Origin of the sequence: Pseudomonas sp. Irchel s3f7 (assembly GCF_900187615.1) — a bacterium.
GTDB lineage: Bacteria > Pseudomonadota > Gammaproteobacteria > Pseudomonadales > Pseudomonadaceae > Aquipseudomonas.
Map to the genome: position 1 here is coordinate 242,161 of NZ_FYDO01000002.1, position 15,922 is coordinate 258,082.

The 15,922-nt window shown below is 62.3% G+C and carries 16 protein-coding genes; all 16 read left to right on the forward strand.

Annotated elements, in window-relative coordinates; all coding sequences use genetic code 11:
- Position 1 precedes the first annotated feature (1 nt).
- The 16 genes from CKW19_RS02600 to CKW19_RS02675 all read left to right on the forward strand — a co-directional run bounded on the left by CKW19_RS02600 (position 2) and on the right by CKW19_RS02675 (position 15,818).
- A complete protein-coding gene (locus tag CKW19_RS02600) occupies positions 2 to 256 on the forward strand; it encodes an acyl carrier protein (RefSeq protein ID WP_095056446.1) in 255 nt (84 codons plus the stop codon).
- Positions 253 to 798 (forward strand): hypothetical protein, encoded by a 546-nt coding sequence (locus CKW19_RS02605; protein WP_095056447.1) that lies wholly within the window; start codon positions 253 to 255, stop codon positions 796 to 798. The genes CKW19_RS02600 and CKW19_RS02605 overlap by 4 nt, the downstream gene beginning before the upstream one ends.
- Positions 795 to 2,474: an acyl-CoA synthetase family protein gene (locus CKW19_RS02610; protein WP_095056448.1), complete on the forward strand. Its 1,680-nt coding sequence runs from the start codon at positions 795 to 797 to the stop codon at positions 2,472 to 2,474. Before CKW19_RS02605 ends, CKW19_RS02610 begins: the two co-directional genes overlap by 4 nt.
- A 137-nt stretch (positions 2,475 to 2,611) precedes the next feature.
- Positions 2,612 to 3,346, forward strand: a complete 735-nt coding sequence (locus tag CKW19_RS02615) for a glycosyltransferase family 2 protein (protein ID WP_095056449.1) — start codon at positions 2,612 to 2,614, stop codon at positions 3,344 to 3,346.
- Positions 3,343 to 4,284: a glycosyl transferase gene (locus CKW19_RS02620; protein WP_095056450.1), complete on the forward strand. Its 942-nt coding sequence runs from the start codon at positions 3,343 to 3,345 to the stop codon at positions 4,282 to 4,284. The genes CKW19_RS02615 and CKW19_RS02620 overlap by 4 nt, the downstream gene beginning before the upstream one ends.
- Positions 4,265 to 5,809, forward strand: coding sequence for a histidine ammonia-lyase (hutH, locus tag CKW19_RS02625; RefSeq protein ID WP_095056451.1), 1,545 nt, complete (start codon positions 4,265 to 4,267; stop codon positions 5,807 to 5,809). Before CKW19_RS02620 ends, hutH begins: the two co-directional genes overlap by 20 nt.
- Entirely contained in the window at positions 5,802 to 6,227 is a 426-nt protein-coding gene (locus tag CKW19_RS02630) for a thioesterase family protein (protein WP_095056452.1), read from the forward strand. The genes hutH and CKW19_RS02630 overlap by 8 nt, the downstream gene beginning before the upstream one ends.
- Positions 6,224 to 6,928 carry an outer membrane lipoprotein carrier protein LolA gene (locus tag CKW19_RS02635; protein WP_095056453.1) on the forward strand — a complete coding sequence of 235 codons (705 nt, stop codon included), beginning with the start codon at positions 6,224 to 6,226 and terminating at the stop codon, positions 6,926 to 6,928. The genes CKW19_RS02630 and CKW19_RS02635 overlap by 4 nt, the downstream gene beginning before the upstream one ends.
- Complete coding sequence (locus CKW19_RS02640; RefSeq protein ID WP_095056454.1) at positions 6,912 to 9,251, forward strand: MMPL family transporter; 2,340 nt, start codon at positions 6,912 to 6,914, stop codon at positions 9,249 to 9,251. Before CKW19_RS02635 ends, CKW19_RS02640 begins: the two co-directional genes overlap by 17 nt.
- Complete coding sequence (locus CKW19_RS02645; RefSeq protein WP_095056455.1) at positions 9,251 to 10,408, forward strand: sodium:proton antiporter; 1,158 nt, start codon at positions 9,251 to 9,253, stop codon at positions 10,406 to 10,408. Before CKW19_RS02640 ends, CKW19_RS02645 begins: the two co-directional genes overlap by 1 nt.
- Positions 10,395 to 11,642: an NAD(P)/FAD-dependent oxidoreductase gene (locus CKW19_RS02650; RefSeq protein ID WP_095056456.1), complete on the forward strand. Its 1,248-nt coding sequence runs from the start codon at positions 10,395 to 10,397 to the stop codon at positions 11,640 to 11,642. Before CKW19_RS02645 ends, CKW19_RS02650 begins: the two co-directional genes overlap by 14 nt.
- An 83-nt stretch (positions 11,643 to 11,725) precedes the next feature.
- Positions 11,726 to 12,217, forward strand: a complete 492-nt coding sequence (locus tag CKW19_RS02655) for a hypothetical protein (RefSeq protein WP_095056516.1) — start codon at positions 11,726 to 11,728, stop codon at positions 12,215 to 12,217.
- Positions 12,214 to 13,410, forward strand: a complete 1,197-nt coding sequence (locus CKW19_RS02660) for a beta-ketoacyl-[acyl-carrier-protein] synthase family protein (RefSeq protein WP_095056457.1) — start codon at positions 12,214 to 12,216, stop codon at positions 13,408 to 13,410. The genes CKW19_RS02655 and CKW19_RS02660 overlap by 4 nt, the downstream gene beginning before the upstream one ends.
- Positions 13,407 to 13,871 (forward strand): hotdog family protein, encoded by a 465-nt coding sequence (locus CKW19_RS02665; RefSeq protein WP_095056458.1) that lies wholly within the window; start codon positions 13,407 to 13,409, stop codon positions 13,869 to 13,871. The genes CKW19_RS02660 and CKW19_RS02665 overlap by 4 nt, the downstream gene beginning before the upstream one ends.
- The gene (gene fabG, locus CKW19_RS02670; protein ID WP_095056459.1) at positions 13,864 to 14,592 is read left to right on the forward strand and encodes a 3-oxoacyl-ACP reductase FabG; all 729 of its coding nucleotides are present in this window, start codon (positions 13,864 to 13,866) and stop codon (positions 14,590 to 14,592) included. The genes CKW19_RS02665 and fabG overlap by 8 nt, the downstream gene beginning before the upstream one ends.
- The gene (locus CKW19_RS02675; RefSeq protein WP_095056460.1) at positions 14,592 to 15,818 is read left to right on the forward strand and encodes a beta-ketoacyl-ACP synthase; all 1,227 of its coding nucleotides are present in this window, start codon (positions 14,592 to 14,594) and stop codon (positions 15,816 to 15,818) included. Before fabG ends, CKW19_RS02675 begins: the two co-directional genes overlap by 1 nt.
- The last annotated feature ends 104 nt before the right edge of the window (positions 15,819 to 15,922 follow it).

A 15,922-nucleotide genomic window follows, 5' to 3' on the forward strand; every position in this document is an offset into this window, starting at 1 on the left:
CATGCAAACTCGTGAAGACATTTTCAACACCTTGCGCGATGCCTTGGTCGAGCTGTTCGAACTGGACCCCGAGCGCGTGAGTCTCGAATCCAACCTGTATCAGGATCTGGAAATCGACAGCATTGACGCGGTCGACCTGATCGATCACATCAAACGCCAGACCGGCAAGAAAATCGCCGCCGAAGAGTTCAAATCGGTGCGTACCGTCAGCGACGTGGTCGAGGCGGTCTACCGTCTGGTTCAACCGGTCGCATGAGCCGACTGATCGGCCTGGGCCTGCTGCTGGCAGGCCTGCTGTACCCCTTTGCGGTGTATTTCGGCATGGAGCACTTCGCGCCGTGGCAGTTCGCGCTGCTGCTGGGCAGCCTGTGGCTGGCGCGCGCGCTGACCGGACGGCGACGCCCCGACAGCCTGTGGATGGCCGCGGTGGCCATCGTGTTCTGTCTGTTGCTGGCGCTGTTCGACAGCCCGGAGTTGCTGCGTTGGTATCCGGTGCTGATCAGCGGATTCATGCTGGGGCTGTTCGGCCTGAGCCTTAAATTCGGCCCGCCGATGGTGGAACGCCTGGCCCGTCTGCGTGAACCGCAGTTACCGGCCAAGGCCATTCGTTATACCCGCCAGGTGACCATCGCCTGGAGTGTGTTTTTTCTCTGCAACGGTTTGTGCGCCACCGCCCTGACGCTGTGGGCACCGCTGAGCTGGTGGATGTTGTACACCGGTCTGATTTCCTACGGATTGATAGGCCTGATGTTTGCCATTGAATGGCTGATACGCCAACGGGTACGAGGCCACCCATGAATTGGATAAAACTTGAGCACCTGTTGCTCAAGGCGCAACCGGAGCGTGCCGTAACGGCCGGTCCGGCACTGGATCATGCCCAACTGTGCGACCGGGCGTTGCGCCTGGCCGGCGGCCTGCAAGCCCAAGGCGTGCGGCAGATGGCCGTGCACCTTGAGGATGCCGCCGATCTGGCGGTTGCGTTGCTCGGCGCCTGGCGCGCCGGGGTCAGCGTGTTGCTGCCTGCCGACCTGCAACCGCAGACCCGCCAACGCTGGTCAAATGACGTCGACCTGTGGCTGACCGATCAAACCGGCGATGCGCACCTGAGCGAGTATCGCCATCCGCCATTGGAAGGCGCCGCACTGGATCTCGATCACTGTCGGCTCAACCTGTGCACCTCCGGTTCCAGTGGCGAGCCCAAGCGCATCGAAAAGAACCTGCGCCAACTGGCCAATGAAGTCGATGCCCTGGAACAGTTGTGGGGAACGGACCTGGGGCCGGCGTGCATCATCGGCAGCGTTGCCACTCAGCACATCTACGGCCTGCTGTTTCGGGTGCTGTGGCCGCTGTGTGCCGGGCGCCCGTTCGTGCGTCGACAACTGGCCTTTCCCGAAGATTTGCAGCGCGCCAGCCGCGAACACCCAGCCTTTGCCTGGGTCGCCAGCCCAGCGCTGCTCAAACGCATGGGCGACAACCTCGACTGGCCGGCCCTGAGTGCGGTGCGTCGAGTGTTTTCTTCCGGCGGCGCCTTGCCGGCCGAGGCCGCACAGAGCCTGCACGAACGCCTGGGACAATGGCCGACGGAAATCTTCGGCAGCTCGGAAACCGGCGGTATCGCCTGGCGCCAAGCCTCGGAGCTCTGGCGGCCCTTCACCGACGTTGTGTTGGGCCAGGACAGCGACGGCGCGCTGCTGATTGCCTCGCCGTACTTGCCACATGGCCATGTCGAACACACCGCCGACTCCGCGAGAGTCGCCGCGGATGGCCGGTTCGAATTGCTCGGAAGACTGGACCGGATCGTCAAACTGGAAGAAAAACGTATCTCGCTGCCAATGCTGGAACAGGCACTCATGACTCATGCCTGGGTCGCCGAAGCGCGCCTTGGCGTGGTCCAGGAAAAACGTGCCTCGCTGGGTGCCTTGCTGGTGCTGACTGAAACGGGCCTGCATGCCCTGCGCAATCAGGGCCGACGCACCCTCACCGAACAATTGCGCCAGCACCTGAGCCTGCATTGTGAGGCGCTCGCCTTGCCACGGCGATGGCGCTTGCTGCGGCAACTGCCGCTGAACGCCCAAGGCAAACTGCCTCAGGCCGACGTCGACGCCTTACTGCTGGCACCACGGCCCAAGGCGCCGCAAGTGCTGGCGCAAACCGAAACCGATGGCGAGTGGAGCCTGCAACTGGCCGTGCCACCGGACCTGGCCTACTTCAGCGGTCACTTCCCCACCGCGCCGGTTCTGCCCGGTGTGGTGCAGGTGGAGTGGGCGTTGAACCTGGGCCAGCAATTGATGAACCTGCCGGAAAAATTCGCCGGCATGGAAGTGCTGAAGTTTCAGCAACTGGTGCGCCCCGGCGATGAAATCCAGCTGCACCTGCGTTACGACCCGACCCGGGGCAAATTGTATTTCGCCTATCGCAACGAGACCGCAACCTGCTCCAGCGGGCGGATCTTGCTGGAGGCTTTGAATGCATAACCTGTGGCGAGGGAGCTTGCTCCCGCTGGGCTGCGAAGCAGACCCAAAACCATCTCGCACCGGCGTCATGGCGAGTGCTTCGCACTCGAACGGGAGCAAGCTCCCTCGCCACAAAAGTGTTGTAGAGGTTTCGGTCCATGCATAGCCCCTGCGCCGTCATCCCGGTCTACAACCACGAAACCGCCATCACCACCGTGGTCGATGCACTGATCGCCTGCAACCTGCCCTGCATTCTGGTGGACGATGCCAGCAGCCCGGCCTGTGCCCGGGTGCTCGATCGATTGGCCCGGCGCGAGATGGTGTACCTGATCCGCCTGGCCACCAATCAGGGCAAGGGCGCCGCGGTGATGACCGGTCTGCGTGAAGCCTCGCGCCTGGGTTTCAGCCATGCCCTGCAAGTGGACGCCGATGGCCAGCACGACCTGCAAGACGTGCGACGGTTTATCGAACTGTCACGCGCCCATCCGCAAGCGGTCATCTGCGGCTACCCGCAATACGATGACAGCGTGCCCAAAGGCCGGTTGTACGCCCGCTACCTGACCCACGTCATGGTCTGGATCAACACCCTGTCGCTGCAGATCCGCGACTCCATGTGCGGCTTTCGGGTTTACCCGCTGCCGCCGGCTCTGAAGCTGATCGACTCGGCGAAGATCGGCAAGCGCATGGATTTCGATTCGGACATTCTGGTGCGCCTGGCCTGGCGCAATCAGCCGATGCAGTGGCTGAAAACCAAAGTTCACTACCCGCTGGACGGTGTTTCGCACTTCCGCATGTTCCACGACAACGTGCTGATCACGAGCATGCACACCCGGCTGTTCTTCGGCATGTTGTTGCGCTCGCCGGTGATCCTCTGGCGGCGGTGGCGACCATGACGCCAGACAATCAGCATTGGGCCGACCGCGAAGAGCGCGGCAGTTTCTGGCTGATGAAGCTCACCGCGTTTGCCGCCAGGGTTCTCGGTCGCCGACTGTTGAGCCCGCTGCTGTACGGTATCGTCTTGTACTTTTTCCTGTTCGGCCGCAGCGCCCGCCACAGTGCCTGGCAATACCAGCAACGGCTCGCCGACTGGAGCGGTCGCAGAGAATTGCGGCCTAGCCATTGGCGCGTATTTAGCCAGTTCATGGCCTTCGCCGATTCCATGCTCGACAAACTCGACGTGTGGAACGGCAAGCTGAGCATCGAGCAGATCGAAATCATCGACCCGGCGCTGCTGCGCAATCAGTTGCGCGGCACACGCGGGCAGATGCTGGTGGGCGCGCACCTGGGCAATCTGGAAGTCTGCCGGGCGCTGGCGGAAATCGGCGAAAGGGTCACGATGAACGTGCTGGTGCACACCAAGCACGCCGAGCAGTTCAACCGTTTGCTGGGCGAAGCCGGGGCGACCCACTTGCGCCTGATTCAGGTCAGCGAACTGAACCCGGTCATCATGCTGCAACTGCACGAACGCCTGGAGCGCGGCGAATGGCTGGCGATTGCCGGCGACCGCGTACCGCTGCATGGCGGGCGCAGCGTGACCGTGGACTTCCTCGGCCACCCGGCAAAATTCCCCCAAGGCCCGTGGCTGTTGGCCGGTTTATTGAAATGTCCGGTCAATCTGTTGATGTGCCTGAAGAAGCCCGACGGCGGCTATCGCCTGACGATTGAGCCGTTCGCCGAGGCGATCATCTGGAAACGCAGCGATCGCGAGCAGGTCATTCATCAGTGGGCTTCGCGCTATGCCGAACGACTGAGTCACTATTGCCTCGAAGCCCCCCGACAATGGTTCAACTTTTACCCTTTCTGGAAGACCGATGACGACGCCAACGCTTGAGCCGGTAACCTTCGGCGAACGCCCTTTGCGCATCGAAGATGTGTTGGCCCTGGCCAACCGCAAGGTGCCGACACAGTTGCAGCGCGATCCCGCCTACCGCGAACGCATTGCCAAGGGTGCGCGATTCCTCGATTCCCTGTTGGACAAGGAAGGCGTGATCTACGGCGTGACCACCGGCTACGGCGATTCTTGCGTGGTTGCGGTGCCGCTGCATCACGTCGAGGCACTGCCACGTCATCTGTACACCTTCCACGGCTGCGGACTGGGCAAGTTGCTCGACGCCCAGGCCACCCGCGCCGTGCTGGCGGCGCGTTTGCAGTCGCTGTGCCACGGCGTGTCCGGGGTGCGTGTGGAACTGCTGGAACGCCTGCAAGCGTTCCTTGAACACGACATTCTGCCGCTGATCCCGGAAGAAGGCTCGGTGGGCGCCAGCGGCGATCTGACGCCGTTGTCGTACGTCGCCGCGACCTTGTCCGGCGAACGCGAAGTGATGTTCCGTGGCGAGCGCCGGCAAGCCGCCGATGTGCACCGCGAACTCGGCTGGCAACCGCTGGTGCTGCGCCCGAAAGAAGCGCTGGCATTGATGAACGGCACCGCCGTGATGACCGGCCTCGCCTGCCTGGCCTATGCCCGCGCCGATTACCTGCTGCAACTGGCCACGCGTATCACGGCGCTGAACGTGGTCGCCCTGCAAGGCAATCCCGAGCACTTCGACGAGCGCCTGTTCGCCGCCAAACCGCACCCGGGGCAGATGCAAGTCGCCGCGTGGCTGCGCAAGGATCTGGCGATCGACGCACCGACCGCGCCGCTGCATCGCCTGCAAGACCGTTACTCCCTGCGTTGCGCACCGCATGTGCTCGGCGTGTTGGCCGACAGCCTGAACTGGCTGCGTTCGTTCATTGAGATTGAACTCAACAGTGCCAACGACAACCCGATCATCGATGCCGAAGCCGAGCGTGTCTTGCACGGCGGGCACTTCTACGGCGGGCACATCGCGTTCGCCATGGACAGCCTGAAAAACCTCGTGGCCAACGTCGCCGACCTGCTGGATCGACAACTGGCGCTGCTGGTGGACGAGCGCTACAACCACGGTTTGCCGAGCAACCTGTCCGGCGCCAGCGCCGAGCGGGCGATGCTCAACCATGGTTTCAAGGCGGTGCAGATCGGCACCAGCGCCTGGACCGCCGAAGCCTTGAAGAACACCATGCCGGCGAGCGTTTTCTCGCGCTCCACCGAGTGCCACAACCAGGACAAGGTGAGCATGGGCACCATCGCCGCCCGCGATGCCATCCGCGTGCTGGAGCTGACCGAACAGGTCGCCGCCGCAACATTACTGGCGGCCAATCAGGGTGTCTGGCTGCGCGGTCAGGCCGAAGACGCTCGACCGTTGCCACCCGCCCTCGCCGCCATGCACAAAGCATTGGCCGACGATTTTCCACCGGTCATCGAAGACCGTGCGCTGGAAGGCGAATTGCGCCTGTGCCTGCAACGCATCGCCGAACAACACTGGAGGCTGCATGCGTAGCAAGGGAGTGCTTCACACCGACACGGAAATCCTCGTGCCGTTTTTCGACGTCGACAGCATGCATGTGGTCTGGCACGGCCATTATGTGAAATATCTGGAAGTCGCCCGTTGCGCGCTGCTGGACAGAATCGGTCATAACTACACGGTGATGAACGACTCGGGCTTCGCGTGGCCGGTGATCGACCTGCAATTGCGCTATGTGCGCGGCGCCGTGTTCGGCCAGAAGCTGAATGTGCGCGCCAGCCTCGTGGAGTGGGAGAACCGTTTGAAGATCAATTACCTGATCACGGATCTGGTCACCGGCGAACGCCTGACCCGCGCTGTCTCGGTGCAGGTCGCCGTCGAGATCGCCAGCCGCGAGATGCAACTGGCCTCGCCGAAGGTGTTTGTCGAAGCTGTAGAGAGAGCTCTGCGATGATTTTCTGCCCTCCCCGTTCCCCTGTAGGAGCAAGCTTGCTCGCGATGGACGTCAACGATGACGCAGGGCACCTGACACTGCGCGGCGCCCTCAGGTCTTTCGCGAGCAAGCTCGCTCCTACAGTGTTCTGCGTGTTGCTGGGTATTCCCGGGCTGGCCCACGCATTCGACCTGCAGCAGCTGAGCGATCAACTGGCCAAGCCCGATGTCATCCACGGCAGCTTCATCCAGGAAAAGCACCTGCGTGCCCTGCCCCAGCCTTTGACCAGCAAGGGCACCTTCGTCCTAGCGAAAAACCACGGTTTGTTGTGGCTGCTGAAAACGCCGCTGCAACAGGATTACCGCATCACCGCCCAAGGCATTGCCCGGCGTGATGTCCATGGTTGGCAGATGCTGCCGGGCAAGAGCGCCGGTGCCGAGCAGAACCGTTTGTTCCTCGCCGTGTTGCAAGGCGACAGCACAGGACTGCAACGGGATTTCGAGTTGTCCTTGAGTGGCGACGCACACAAATGGCAACTGACACTGGTACCGCGCTCGTTGCTGCTCAAGCAGGTGTTCAATCAAATCAACATCGCGGGCAGTGATCTGGTGCACAGCATCGAACTGCTGGAAACCCAGGGCGACAGCACCTTGTTGCGCATGCAGGACAGCACCAGCGCCCAACCGTTGAGCGACGCGGAGCAACATGACTTTGCCGAGTGAACGCAGACTGCCGTGGCTGTTTCTTCTCCTGCTGCTGGCCGTGCTGGCACTCGCCGGCTGGCAATGGCGTGACGGTGCGCCGCTGTCGGCCAACCTGATGGAACTGGTGCCCGGTACGGCACCGGATGCGCTGGAACAGCGCGCCGAACAGCGCATGCAAGCGCCGTTGAACCGCGAGATGCTGGTGCTGGTCGGCCACAAAAATCGTGAACAAGCCATCAGCATGGCGCAGAAGCTGGGCGATCAGTGGCAAGCCAGCGGCTTGTTCGAAAAGGTCCAGTGGAACCTGCAAGCCGACCTCCCGGCACTGCGCACGCAACTGCTGCAAGGTCGATTGGCGATGCTCTCGACCGAAGATCGTCAGCAACTGGTCGAACACCCTGACGTTTTTATCCAGCAACGGGTGCAAGCGCTTTTCGATCCCTTCACCGGTTTCACCTTGGTGCCCAGCCAGGATGACTGGCTGGGCCTGACCGGGCGCATCCAGAACAGCCAGCCGCAACGCGGTTCGGTGCAACTGGACATCGGCAGCGGCGCCTTGATAGCTGATGCCGACGGTAAAAGCTGGGTGCTGCTGCGAGCGCGCACCGCTGGCAACGCCTTCGACATGAACCTGCCGCTGCAAGTGGCTGACCTGCTGCAGCACAGTCGCGAAGAGGCCGCCCAGGCCGACGTGCAACTGTTGGCCGCCAGCGGTCTGCTGTACGCGGCCAGCGGCCAGCGACAGGCTTCGCGGGAGATGACCTGGGTCGGCGGCGGTGCCACCGTCGGGATCCTGCTGTTACTGCTGTTGGCTTTCCGTCGTTGGCGCGTCTTGCTGGCGTTTATTCCGGTGCTGGTGGGCATGCTTTTCGGTGCGGTGGCCTGCGTGGCGCTGTTCGGCCACATGCACGTGATGACGCTGGTATTGGGCTCAAGCCTGATCGGCGTCGCCGTCGATTACCCGCTGCATTACCTGTCCAAGAGCTGGAGCCTGAAACCCTGGCACAGCTGGCCGGCGTTGCGCCTGACGTTGCCTGGGCTGACCCTGAGCCTGATCACCAGCGCCATCGGCTACCTGGCGCTGGCCTGGACGCCGTTCCCGGCATTGACCCAGATTGCCGTGTTCTCCGCTGCCGGCCTGCTCGGCGCCTATTTGTCCGCGGTATGCCTGCTGCCCGCGCTGCTCAAAGGTGTAGAACTGCGCCCGGCCGATTGGCCATTACGCATTTGTGAGTATCTGTTGAGCTGCCGTGAAGCGCTGCTCAAGCACCTCAAGACGCCGGTGTTGCTGGCGCTGCTGATCGCCTTCTGCGTAGGCGGACTGCTGCAACTCGACAGCAGGAACGACATCCGCCAATGGATCAGCGCACCGCAATCATTGACCGACGAAGCGCGGACCATCGCGCAAATAACCGGTTTTCAACCCACCAGTCAGTTCTTCCTGGTGCGCGCCGCAAACCAGCAACAACTGCTCGAACGCTCAAGCGCCCTGAGCGAACGCCTGGATCAGTTGACCGGTCTCGACAAACTTCAGGGTTATCTGTCGCTCAACCAACTGGTCAGCCCGCCGAACGAACAGCAGCAAGTGCGCGATGCACTGAACAAACTGCCGCAGTTCTGGCAGCCGTTGATCGATGTCGGTGTGCCGGTCGAAGCGCTCCAGGCCGAATTGGCTACGCTGCAATCGCTGCCCGCCGAAGACATCGACACAGCACTCACCGGCCCATTGGCCGAGCCTTATCGCACCCTGTGGCTGGGGCCGACGGATGACGGCGTCGCAGCCATCGTCAGCCTGCAAGGCGTGAGCAACCCGACCTTGCTGAAAGTCCAGGCTGAGGACTTACCAGGCGTGGTGCTGGTGGATCGACTGGGCGAGTTGAACAGCGTCTTCGCCGCCACCCAGATCAGCGCCGCCGAACTGAAGCTCGCCTCCTGCGTGTTGATCGTGCTGGTGCTGATCCTGCCGTTCGGTTTCAGCGGCGCATTGCGCATCGTCTCCCTGCCTCTGCTGGCAGCGTTGTGCAGCCTCGCCAGCCTCGGTTGGCTGGGGCAACCGCTGACCCTGTTCAGCCTGTTCGGCTTGCTGCTGGTGACGGCGATCAGCGTCGACTACGCCATCCTCATGCGCGAACAGGTCGGTGGCGCTGCCGTGAGCCTGTTGGGGACCTTGTTGGCGGCGGTCACCACCTGGCTGTCGTTCGGTTTGCTGGCGGTGTCGAGCACCCCGGCGGTGAGCAATTTCGGGCTGTCTGTGAGCCTGGGTCTGGTCTTCAGTTTCCTGCTCGCCCCTTGGGCCGGTCGCCAGTTGCATGCCGCGTCCGTCGCGGAGACGGCAGCGTGATGGTGGTTCTGTTCTGGGCGATGGCCCTGACGTTGTTCGCCGTGGCGACTCGCGTCGGGCGTCATTTCGGCCTGATTCCGATTGTCAGCCAGTTGCTGCTGGCGACCCTTGGCCTGCCGCTGTTGATGTACTTCTGGATCGAACCGCAATGGCAACTGAGCGGTGCGGCACTGGTGTCGCCGGACTGGTTGAAAAACCTCTACAGCCTGAGCTTCGCCCTGTTGCTGGGTTACATCCTCAGCGATGTGATCGACCTGCAACTGGACCGCCAGAGCCTGAAAATCGCCTTGCCGAGCTTCTGCATTCCATTTGCCTGCGGCCTGGTCACGGCGATCTGGCTACTGCCACCACAACCCTGGATCAGTTCATTGGCGATCGGATTGTTGTTCGCCATTACCGCCATCCCGGTGTTGTATCTGTACCTGCAACACATCGACTACCCGCCCGCCGCGACCCGACGGTTGGTGCAAACCGCGATCCTCATCGACCTCGCCTGCTGGACGGTGTTCGGCATCGCCCAAGGCAGCCTGCAGCTGAGCAGTTTGTTGCTGCCCCTGGCCGGCGCTTGCCTGCCGGTGCTGCTGCGCCTGCTGGGCTTGCGTCAGGCGTGGCTGTACAGCGGATGCTTTTTTGCGCTGCTGATGGTGGCCGAGCACTTCAAGCTCAATGCGCTGATTTTCGGCATCGGTTATGTGCTGATCATGGCCGCACTGAAGGCGCCGTTGATCCTGCCCATTCCACTGCTGTGGATGAGCCGTTTGCAGACGTACTTCGCCATTCCGCTGATCCTCACGTTCGGCATCGTGCAGATCAACGTGCACAGCGCCCTGGACAGCCTTGGCTGGATTCAACTGATGGCATTGCTGCTGCTGCCGATCACCAGCAAACTGCTGGGCAACTGGCTCGGCCTCGGTTGGGCCGGCGCCTCGTTCAGTGGCGCCAGCCGCTGGCGGGAAAGCGTATTGCTGAACATTCGCGGCTTGAGCGAAATTGTCTTCCTCAACCTGCTGCTCCAACAACAACTCATCAGCCCGCCGCTGTACTTCGCGCTGATGTTGATGGGCTTGATCGCTACATTGCTGCCGGCCCTGACCGGCATGCACCGAATCCCGTTGAAAGCCGCCGCGCCGGCAAGGAGCCCAAATGCCAACCGTTGAAATGCAACGCCGCCAGGTCGTAGTGATCGGTGCCGGCCCTTCCGGCGCCATCGCCGCCGCACTGCTCAAGCGCAAAGGTCACGATGTACTGGTGATCGAGCGCCAGCATTTTCCGCGCTTTTCCATCGGCGAGAGCCTGTTGGCCCACTGCCTGGACTTCGTCGAAGAAGCGGGCATGCTCGACGCCGTCAACGCCGCCGGTTTCCAGGTGAAAACCGGTGCTGCGTTCGCCTGGGGCGAGCGCTACAGCGCCTTCGATTTCAGCGACACCTTCACCCAGGGCAAACCAACGACGTTCCAGGTTCAGCGTGCGGATTTCGACAAGTTGCTGGCCGATCAGGCCGCGCTGCAAGGCGTGGAAATTCGTTACGGCGAGGCCATCGTCAGCGTCGATATCAAGGGCGCCAAGCCGCAACTTGGCGTACGCCGCGAAGACGGCAGCGAATACACCATCGAAGCCGAGTTCATGCTCGACGCCAGCGGCTACGGGCGCGTCCTGCCGCGCTTGCTCGAGCTTGAGGCGCCGTCGAACTTCCCGGTGCGCCAGGCCGTGTTCACCCACGTCGAAGACTGCATCGACAGCCCGGACTTCGACCGCACCAAGATTCTCATCACCACCCACCCGACAAAACGCGATGTCTGGTTCTGGACCATTCCGTTCAGCAACGGGCGCTGCTCGATTGGCGTGGTCGCCGCCGAGGAACACTTCGAAGGTCGCACCGACAACCTCGACGACTGCCTGCGCGGTTTCATTGCCGAGACGCCAAGCCTGGCCGGCGTGTTGAACAACGCCGTGTGGGACACCGAAGCCCGAACCATTGGCGGCTACTCGGCCAACGTCAAAAGCTTACATGGCCCGGGTTTCGCGCTGCTGGGTAACGCGGCGGAGTTCCTTGACCCGGTCTTCTCCTCGGGTGTCACCATCGCCATGCGTTCGGCCAGCATGGCCGCCGCTGTGCTGCACCGTCAGCTGCAAGGCGAAAGCGTTGACTGGCAGACCGAGTTCGCCGATCCGCTCAAGCGCGGCGTCGACACGTTCCGCTGCTACGTCGAAGGCTGGTACGCCGGGACCTTCCAGGACGTCATCTACCATGAGGGCGGCTCAGCGGAAATCCGCCGGATGATCTGCTCCATTCTCGCCGGGTATGCCTGGGACGAACGCAATCCGTTCGTCAGCGAAGCCAAGCGCCGCTTGAAGGTTATTTCGGCGCTCTGTGCAAGAGAGGAGACATGAGCTTTCCGAGCGACTGCGGTGGGTCAGCTAAGATTAATGTTGAATGCCTCACCACCCTCGCGAACAAGCTCGCTCCCACGGGGATGACGGACTATCTGCGATGGCTGCTGGTCGCGACGACCCTGTTGCTGAGCGCCTGCGCCAGTCGTGCGCCGCTGCCCGAGCAAAACCCGAACCTTGCGCTGCCCATGCAACTGCACATCCAGCGCTTGCAGGCGGACCAGCGCCAGGATTGGGTATTGGTGATCCAGCGTGAAGACCAAGGCATTCGCTGGTCGATGATGGACCTGTTGGGCATTCCTCAGGCCCGCCAGAAACTGATCGATAAACACTGGGAATCCGACGGGTTTTTGCCACCCAATCCGGAAGCCCGGGAGCTGTTCGCAGCGTTGCTGTTTGCACTGACGCCGAACGATGAACTGGCCGCCAATTATCCTGGCGCCTGGCAGCACGGCACACAACGGTCCTTGCCCGAGCGCTGGGACATCCGCTACGCACAACCGCAGAATTTTCAATTGCAGCTACCGAAAGGTCCGACCTACCAAGTCACTCCACTGAGTGGTGACGCGCCATGACCACCTACCTCAATGCCCTCGGGGTGGTCTGCGCCTTGGGCCGCAACAAACAGGAAGTCGCACAAAACCTGTTTGCCGGCGACTGCTCCGGCATGGTCGATGAGGCTGGATGGGTACGCGAGCGGTCATTGCCGGTCGGTGCGGTCCGAGGCGAATTGGTGGCAATTCCAGACGACATGTCGCTGCATCGCAGCCGCAACAATCAGTTGCTGCTGGAAGCCGCGCTGCAAATCCGCCCGGACATCGACAGTGCAATTCAGACCTACGGCCACCACCGCGTTGGTGTGGTGTTGGGCACCAGCACCTCGGGTATCCACGAGGCCAGCCAGGGCCTGACCCATTACATCCGCGAAAAACAGTTCCCGGCCGAGTATGACTATCAGCAACAGGAACTCGCCGCCCCGGCGAATTTTCTCGCCGACTGGCTGCAACTGAGCGGTCCGGCCTACGTCATTTCCACAGCGTGCACCTCCAGCGCCCGTGCGTTGATGAGCGCACAGCGCCTGCTGGACCTCGGCGTGTGCGATGCGGTGCTGTGCGGAGGCGTCGATACCCTGTGTGAGCTGACGCTCAATGGTTTTTCGGCACTGGAAGCGGTCTCGGGGCAACGCTGCAACCCGTTCTCGGTGAACCGCAACGGCATCAACATCGGCGAGGCAGCGGCGCTGTTTGTGATGAGCCGACAGGCTGGCGATGCACCATCAATTGCCTTGCTTGGCAGCGGCGCCAGCTCCGACGCACACCACATTTCCGCCCCCGAACCCACGGGCCGTGGCGCCTTGCAGGCGATGAACAAAGCCTTGAGCCGTGCGCACCTGAAGCCGCAGCAGATCAACTACCTCAACCTTCACGGCACGGCCACCCAGCACAACGACGCCATGGAAAGCCAGGCGGTCGCGACGCTGTTCCCCGAAGGCGTGCCTTGTTCTTCCACCAAACCCATGACTGGCCACACCCTCGGCGCCGCCGGTGCGCTGGAAGCCGCGTTCTGCTGGTTGAGCCTGAGCCCGGTCAATGTCGATCACGTTCTGCCGCCCCATGTCTGGGATGGCCAGCCCGATCCTCAGTTACCCGCGCTGAATTGGGTGACCCCGGCCGCTCGCCTGGCGTCCATTGCTCCGCGCTACCTGATGAGCAATTCCTTCGCTTTCGGGGGCAACAACGTCAGCCTGATTATCGGAGACGCCCCATGATTGACTGGCCGCTCGCCGAACTGCTGCCCCACGGCGGCGACATGATCCTCATCGAGCAGATCCTGGCGTTCGATGAAGAGCAGATTCACACCCGTCTTACCGTCAGACCCAACGGCCTGTTCAGTCGTCCCGACGGCAGCATGCCGGCATGGGTCGGCATTGAACTGATGGCCCAGAGCGTCGCCGCGTTCGCCGGTTGCCATGCGCGCCAGCGCGGTGATGACGTGGAAATGGGGTTCTTGCTCGGCAGCCGCAAATTCGAGAGCAACGTCGAAAATTTCCCGGCAGGCACCGAGCTGACCATCCATGGCATCCGCTCCCTGGAAGACGAAAACGGCATGGGCGTGTTCGAATGCCATATCAACGGCACGGGCATTCACGTGACAGCCCGTCTGAACGTGTATCGCCCGCCCCACGCGGCTCAATATCTTCATGAATCCCAGGAATCCAGTGATGACTGAATCCGTACTGGTCACCGGTTCCAGCCGTGGTATCGGCCGCGCCATCGCCTTGCGCCTGGCCCAGGCCGGGCATGACATCGTGCTGCATTGCCGTAGCGGCGTGGCCGATGCGCAAGCCGTCCAGGCCGAAATCGAAGCCGTGGGGCGCCAGGTGCGCATCCTGCAATTCGACGTGTCCGACCGCGCCAGCTGCAAAGCCATCCTTGAAGCGGACGTGGAAGCCCACGGCGCCTATTACGGCGTGGTGCTCAATGCCGGCCTGACCCGCGACGGTGCTTTTCCGGCGCTGAGCGAGGATGATTGGGATGTGGTGATGCGCACCAATCTCGACGGTTTCTACAACGTGCTGCACCCGGTGATGATGCCGATGATTCGCCGCCGCGCACCGGGGCGGATCGTCTGCATCACCTCGGTGTCCGGGCTGATCGGCAACCGTGGTCAGGTCAACTACAGTGCCTCCAAGGCCGGGTTGATCGGTGCGGCGAAGGCATTGGCGATTGAGTTGGGCAAGCGCAAAATCACCGTTAACTGTGTCGCCCCCGGCCTGATCGACACAGCCATGCTCGACGAAAACGTGCCGGTGGAAGAACTGATGAAAATGATCCCCGCACAGCGCATGGGCACCCCTGAAGAAGTGGCCGGCGCAGTGAATTTCCTGATGTCGGCGGAAGCCTCGTACATCACCCGGCAAGTTCTGGCCGTCAACGGAGGCCTGTGCTGATGAAGCGCGTCGTCGTCACCGGCATGGCCGGTATCACCTCACTGGGCAGCGACTGGGCGACCATCGTCGGCAACTTCGCGGCCAACCGCAGCGGCATCCGCCGGATGCACGAGTGGGACCGCTTCACCGAACTCAACACACGCCTGGCCGGCCCGATCGATGACTTCACGGTGCCAAGCCACTGGACCCGCAAACAGCTGCGCAGCATGGGCCGGGTATCACGGCTGGCCGTCGGCGCGTCGGAACTGGCACTGGCCGACGCCGGTTTGTTGGGCGACGAATCGATCAAGGACGGGCGCATGGGCGTCGCCTGCGGCTCCTCCACTGGCAGCACCGACGAGATCAAGGCCTTCGGCAACATGCTGCTCAACTCGGTGGCCGAAGGCCTGAACGCCAATTCCTACGTGCGGATGATGCCGCACACCACGGCGGCCAATATCAGCATCTTCTTCGGCCTCACCGGTCGGCTGATCCCCACGTCCAGCGCCTGCACCAGCGGCAGCCAGGGCATCGGCTATGCCTACGAAGCAATCAAATTCGGGCGCCTGCCGCTGATGCTCGCCGGCGGTGCCGAAGAACTGTGCCCGACCGAAGCCATGGTCTTCGACGCGCTCTACGCCACCAGCCTGAAAAACGACACCCCGCAACGCAGCCCACGCCCTTACGACAGCGAACGTGATGGCCTGGTGATTGGTGAAGGTGGCGGCATGCTGGTGCTCGAAGAACTGGAACATGCCCTGGCACGCGGAGCCCACATCCACGCCGAGATCGTCGGCTTCGGCAGCAACGCCGACGGCCAGCACACCACCCGCCCTGAACAAATCACCATGCGCCGGGCCATGGAACTGGCCCTGGAAGATGCCGGGCTTGTGCCTTCAGACATTGGCTACGTCAACGGCCACGGCACCGCCACCGAACAGGGCGACATTGCCGAAACCCTGGCCACCAGCAGCCTCTTTGGCGAACACATGCCGATCAGCTCGCAAAAGAGCTTCCTCGGCCACACCCTCGGCGCCTGCGGTGCACTGGAGTCGTGGTTCAGCATCGAAATGATGAACCGCGACCTCTACGCCCACACCTTCAACCTCGACAACGTCGACCCGCACTGCGGCAAACTCGACTACCTGCGTGGCGAGTTTCGGCAGATGAGCAATCAGTTTGTGATGAACAACAACTTTGCGTTTGGTGGGGTCAATACGTCGCTGATTTTCAAGCGCTGGTCGTAATTCAAGTCAAAAGATCGCAGCCTTCGGCAGCGCCTACAGAGATTGGTGTAGGAGTTGCCGAAGGCTGCGATCTTTTCAATTTCACCGCAAAGAAATGACACAAC

Coding starts and splice junctions, on each gene's coding strand:
- CKW19_RS02600 (WP_095056446.1), top strand. CDS start 2: ATGCAAACTCGTGAAGACATTTTCAACACCTTGCGCGATGCCTTGGTC.
- CKW19_RS02605 (WP_095056447.1), top strand. CDS start 253: ATGAGCCGACTGATCGGCCTGGGCCTGCTGCTGGCAGGCCTGCTGTAC.
- CKW19_RS02610 (WP_095056448.1), top strand. CDS start 795: ATGAATTGGATAAAACTTGAGCACCTGTTGCTCAAGGCGCAACCGGAG.
- CKW19_RS02615 (WP_095056449.1), top strand. CDS start 2,612: ATGCATAGCCCCTGCGCCGTCATCCCGGTCTACAACCACGAAACCGCC.
- CKW19_RS02620 (WP_095056450.1), top strand. CDS start 3,343: ATGACGCCAGACAATCAGCATTGGGCCGACCGCGAAGAGCGCGGCAGT.
- hutH (WP_095056451.1), top strand. CDS start 4,265: ATGACGACGCCAACGCTTGAGCCGGTAACCTTCGGCGAACGCCCTTTG.
- CKW19_RS02630 (WP_095056452.1), top strand. CDS start 5,802: ATGCGTAGCAAGGGAGTGCTTCACACCGACACGGAAATCCTCGTGCCG.
- CKW19_RS02635 (WP_095056453.1), top strand. CDS start 6,224: ATGATTTTCTGCCCTCCCCGTTCCCCTGTAGGAGCAAGCTTGCTCGCG.
- CKW19_RS02640 (WP_095056454.1), top strand. CDS start 6,912: ATGACTTTGCCGAGTGAACGCAGACTGCCGTGGCTGTTTCTTCTCCTG.
- CKW19_RS02645 (WP_095056455.1), top strand. CDS start 9,251: ATGGTGGTTCTGTTCTGGGCGATGGCCCTGACGTTGTTCGCCGTGGCG.
- CKW19_RS02650 (WP_095056456.1), top strand. CDS start 10,395: ATGCCAACCGTTGAAATGCAACGCCGCCAGGTCGTAGTGATCGGTGCC.
- CKW19_RS02655 (WP_095056516.1), top strand. CDS start 11,726: ATGACGGACTATCTGCGATGGCTGCTGGTCGCGACGACCCTGTTGCTG.
- CKW19_RS02660 (WP_095056457.1), top strand. CDS start 12,214: ATGACCACCTACCTCAATGCCCTCGGGGTGGTCTGCGCCTTGGGCCGC.
- CKW19_RS02665 (WP_095056458.1), top strand. CDS start 13,407: ATGATTGACTGGCCGCTCGCCGAACTGCTGCCCCACGGCGGCGACATG.
- fabG (WP_095056459.1), top strand. CDS start 13,864: ATGACTGAATCCGTACTGGTCACCGGTTCCAGCCGTGGTATCGGCCGC.
- CKW19_RS02675 (WP_095056460.1), top strand. CDS start 14,592: ATGAAGCGCGTCGTCGTCACCGGCATGGCCGGTATCACCTCACTGGGC.